Source organism: Sphingomonas bacterium (assembly GCF_903643035.1).
Taxonomy (GTDB): domain Bacteria; phylum Pseudomonadota; class Alphaproteobacteria; order Sphingomonadales; family Sphingomonadaceae; genus Sphingomonas.
Genome location: NZ_CAHJWW010000241.1, coordinates 1 through 4222, shown reverse-complemented (window position 1 = coordinate 4222; position 4222 = coordinate 1). Strand labels below are relative to the sequence as shown.

6 protein-coding genes and 1 pseudogene are annotated in these 4222 nt (G+C 70.0%); all 7 read right to left on the bottom strand.

Going from position 1 to position 4222, the window contains the following annotated elements; genetic code table 11:
- Positions 1-1055: threonine synthase (thrC, locus tag HUV01_RS12905; protein ID WP_174298631.1), on the bottom strand; the 1055-nt coding region annotated here is incomplete at its 3' end.
- A gap of 9 nt (positions 1056-1064) precedes the next feature.
- The gene (locus HUV01_RS12900) at positions 1065-1709 is read right to left on the bottom strand and encodes an SURF1 family cytochrome oxidase biogenesis protein (RefSeq protein ID WP_174298630.1); all 645 of its coding nucleotides are present in this window, start codon (positions 1707-1709) and stop codon (positions 1065-1067) included.
- A gap of 22 nt (positions 1710-1731) precedes the next feature.
- Positions 1732-2172 (bottom strand): DUF983 domain-containing protein, encoded by a 441-nt coding sequence (locus HUV01_RS12895; protein WP_174298629.1) that lies wholly within the window; start codon positions 2170-2172, stop codon positions 1732-1734.
- 58 nt (positions 2173-2230) lie between these two features.
- Entirely contained in the window at positions 2231-3160 is a 930-nt protein-coding gene (locus HUV01_RS12890) for a cytochrome c oxidase subunit 3 (protein ID WP_174298628.1), read from the bottom strand.
- Positions 3161-3280: 120 nt separating this feature from the next.
- A complete protein-coding gene (locus HUV01_RS12885) occupies positions 3281-3832 on the bottom strand; it encodes a cytochrome c oxidase assembly protein (protein ID WP_174298632.1) in 552 nt (183 codons plus the stop codon).
- Between the two features lie 8 nt (positions 3833-3840).
- Positions 3841-4017, bottom strand: coding sequence for a hypothetical protein (locus HUV01_RS12880; RefSeq protein ID WP_174298627.1), 177 nt, complete (start codon positions 4015-4017; stop codon positions 3841-3843).
- Positions 4014-4222: pseudogene (locus HUV01_RS12875) on the bottom strand (heme o synthase); the annotation flags it as partial. The gene HUV01_RS12880 and the pseudogene HUV01_RS12875, both read right to left, overlap by 4 nt.

Genomic DNA, 4222 nt, shown 5'->3' with positions numbered 1-4222 from the left:
CGCTGCGCGTCGGTGAGCCGCATCGCGCGCGCCGCGTCGAAGCCAGCCATCTGCGCCGCCAGCGCCGGCCCGTCGCGACCGCCGACATCGAACAGCAGCCGCTCGAAATTGGAGGATATCTGGATGTCCATTGACGGCGTCTGGGTCGCGACCACCGGCCCGCTCGCGTAGTCGCCGGTCGACAGCGCGCGGTGCAGTATGTCGTTGACGTTCGTGGCGACGACCAGCTTCGCGATCGGCAGGCCCATCCGGGCGGCGACGTGCCCCGCGAACACGTCGCCGAAATTGCCGGTCGGTACGCTGAACGCGACTGCCCGGTCGGGCGCCCCCAGCCGGACCGCGGCGTGGAAGTAATAGACCACCTGCGCCATCAGCCGCGCCCAGTTGATCGAGTTCACCGCCGACAGCCGGAAGCCGGATGAGAAGGCGCGGTCCGCGAACATCGCCTTCACCAGAGCCTGCGCGTCATCGAAGCTCGCCCCGTCGAGCGCGATGTTGAACACGTTGGGCGCGTGCACGCTCGTCATCTGGCGCCGCTGCACCTCCGACACGCGTCCGGCGGGGTGGAGCATGAAGATCTCGACGCCCATCCGCCCCGCCAGCGCGTCGATCGCCGCCGAACCCGTGTCGCCGGAGGTCGCGCCGATCACCGTCAGGTGATTCGTTCCGCCGGCCAGGAACCGCTCGAACAACAGCCCCAGCAGCTGGAGCGCGACATCCTTGAACGCCAGCGTCGGCCCGTGGAACAGCTCCAGCAACCAGTGGCGCGCGTCGAGCTGCACCAGCGGGACGACCGCGTCGTGGCCAAAGCCCGCATAGGCGCGCGAACACAGCTCGCGCAGTTCCGCCCGCGTCAGCGTGTCGCCGACGAACGGGTGCATCACCGCGACGGCGGTGTCGACGTACGACATGCCCGCCATGGCGGCGATCTCGTCGCGGGTCAGGACCGGCCACGTCTCGGGCAGGTACAGGCCGCCGTCGGCGGCGAGGCCGGCAAGGGTCGCGCCCTCGAAGTCCAGGACGGGCGCGGTCCCGCGGGTGCTGACGTAACGCATCGGCGGGGGTTAGCGGGGAGGGGCGGGGGCGGCAACCACGGGCGCCTCCGGCCGCGTCCTCCACCGCCGCACCAGCGCCAGCGAATAGATGATCGCGGCGATCGCGGCGAAGAAGAACCACTGGCCGGCATAGGCGAGGTGGCTGTTGGGCACCGAGTCGATATCGGGCCGGCCATTGGCGGTCAGCCCGTCGACCGGCGGATCCGCGACCAGCATCAGCAGTTGCGGCTGGCGGTGGAACAGCCCGGCGATCAGCGGCGCGCTGCTCGGCGCATGGCCGATCGTGCCGCTCACCGGGCCGCCCTTCCACGCCACGCGGCGCGCGGGATCGACCGTGGTGCCAAGCTGGACGATCATCCCCGGTCCTTCCGCGCCGGTGCGGCACTGGGCGATGGCGCGGAAACCCGACGCGCCCGCGCCGGCCAGCGCGATGGCGGTCGGCTGGAGGCAGAAGCCGCTGGCGCGCCGGAACAGCAGGCTGTCGTCGGGAAAGCGCGGAAAGGCGATCGGCGGCCGGGACGGGTTGGCGGCGAGCCGCGCGAGATACGCCTGCTTGGCGGGCAGCCGGTCGAGCAGCTGCCACAGCCCCAGCCCGACCATCGCCGCGACCGCGAGCATGACGACCGCCGTCGGCACGACCGGCACCCGCCTCATGCCCCCGATCCCCTGGCGACGGTCACGGCCGAACTTTTCCCTCGCGCGCCGCCTGGCGGTACTCGACGATCAGCAGCACGCCCTTGGCGACCCGCAGCGAGGCGACGACCGCGGCGGCGGTGATCGGCACCCAGATCAGCATCTGCAGCCAGACGGGCGGATTGTACGCGACCTGCACCACCACCACCGCGGCGACGATCACCGTGCCGATGATGAGCGTCAGGAACGCCGCCGGGCCGTCGCCGACGTTGAACTGCGCGAAGTCCAGCCCGCAGGCGGAACAGCGGTCCGCAAAGGTGATGAGCCCGGCATAGATCGTCCGCGCGCCGCATCGCGGGCAAAGCCCGCGCGTGCCCGCGACGAACAGCGGTAGCGGTGGCGGCAGGTCGCCGGCGGTCGGCTCGCCGGGCGGGGGAGGAACGATCTCGATTGTCGGCTCGGGCTCGATTGTCGGTTCGGGCATCGGCTCGGGTCCCGTCTCGATCAAGGGCGGCCGGCCGGGCGCGACCGGCCGGACGGCGTCAGCCGATGTGGATCGGCGCGTTCCAGCCGCCCCAGACGTAGATCACGACGAACAGGAACAGCCACACCACGTCGACGAAATGCCAGTACCAGGCCGCCGCCTCGAACCCGAAATGCTGGCGCGGCGTGAAGTCGCCCTTGTAGGCGCGGACCAGGCATACGGTCAGGAAGATGGTGCCGATCAGGACGTGGAAGCCGTGGAAGCCCGTCGCCATGAAGAACGACGCGCCATAGTTCAGCCCCTTGAAAGGAAAGGGCGCGTCCGAATATTCGAGCGCCTGGATCGAGCTGAAGATCGCGCCCAGCACGATCGTCAGCCACAGTCCCTTGAGCACGCTGTCGCGATCGCCGACGCCGATCAGGCCCCACAGCCCGCGCTTCACGCCGCCGCGCTGCCCGTGGATCAGCGCATGGTGCGCCCAGGTGACGGTGGTGCCCGACGTCAGCAGGATCATCGTGTTGAGGAGCGGGAACTTGAACGGATCGAGCACCTCCAGCCCCTTGGGCGGCCAGCTCGCCTTGATCGCGGCGGCGCCCTCGGCCGCGTGGCTGACGGCGCCGTCGGCGAAGCTGATCGCGCTGGGGAAAAGTGAATAGTCGAACCATGCCCAGAACCAGCCGACGAAGAACATGACCTCCGACGCGATGAACAGGATCATGCCATAGCGGAAATGCAGCTGAACGACCGGGGTGTGGTCGCCGTGATGCGCCTCCTTGATGACCTGCGCCCACCACGAATACATGGTGAACAGCACGCCCGCGACGCCGATCAGGAAGACCCAGCCGCCGCCATTGGGGTGGTCGACATGGCCGCCGTGCATCCAGGCGATCGCGCCCGCCGCCATCGCCAGCGCGGAGAACGAGCCGAAGATCGGCCAGATGCTGGGGGGCAGGATGTGATAGTCGTGGTTCTTCGCGCCGGCAGCCATCGCGTCTTCCCTGTTCGGTCCTCGCCCCGCTCTATCGCGGTTCGGGGCAGCGGCAAAGCCCGTTCGCACCGGCCGGGCGGCCCGACCGGGTGGTGGCGGTCCCGCCGCCGGCGCGCCGGTTCAGCCGTCCCTCGCGGCCCGGGCGACCGCCTTGCCCGCCTCGACCGGGAAGAAGGTGTAGGACAGGGTGATGTTCTGCACGTCGCGCGTGTCGGGATCGGTCAGGATCCTGGGATCGACATAGAAGATGACCGGCATGCGCGCGGTCTCGCCCGGGGCCAGCGTCTGCTGCGTGAAGCAGAAGCACTGGATTTTCGTGAAATACTTGCCGACCTGTTCGGGCACGACGTTGTACGTGGCGGTGCCGGTGATCGGGTGGTCGGACGTGTTGGTCGCGGTGAAGAACGCCATGTCGCGCGCGCCGACGTCGACCGTGTCCGACGGCGCCTCGGGCCGGAACCGCCACGGCATGTGCGGCGCGACGTTGGTGTCGAACGATACGGTGATCGCCGCGCCGGTGGCGCCGGGCGCCTGCTTGCCGCGGTTGGTGGTGCCGTTCAGCCCGGTCGCCTGGCAGAACAGGCGGTACAGCGGCACGCTGGCCCAGGCGAGGCCGGTCATGAAGCAGATCACCAGCACCGCCAGGAGCGCGGTGCGGCCCGTGCCGGTCATGGAGCGGGTCACTTCATGCCCGCGGTGATCTTGGCGATGCTGACGAGGAAGATCAGCACCACCAGCGCGCCCAGCAGCAACGCCATCGCAATCGACCGCCCGCGCTGGCGCGAACGCACGACGTCGGACGTGTCGGCGGTCGGGGCCGGCTGCTGCCACGGGGAAGGATCGGGTCCGTCGGTCATGCCACCCACCTGTCGACGACCAGCGCGCCGAACATCATGAAGAGATAGAGGATCGAATAGGCGAACAGCCGCTTCTCCGGCTTCAGCGCGTCGCCGGGCACCGCGGTCCGCAACGCGACCCGCGCCGCCATGCCGGCGAACACCGCCGTCATCGCCGCCGCCGCCCAGCCATAGACCGCGCCCGCCAGCCCCAGCGCCCAGGGCG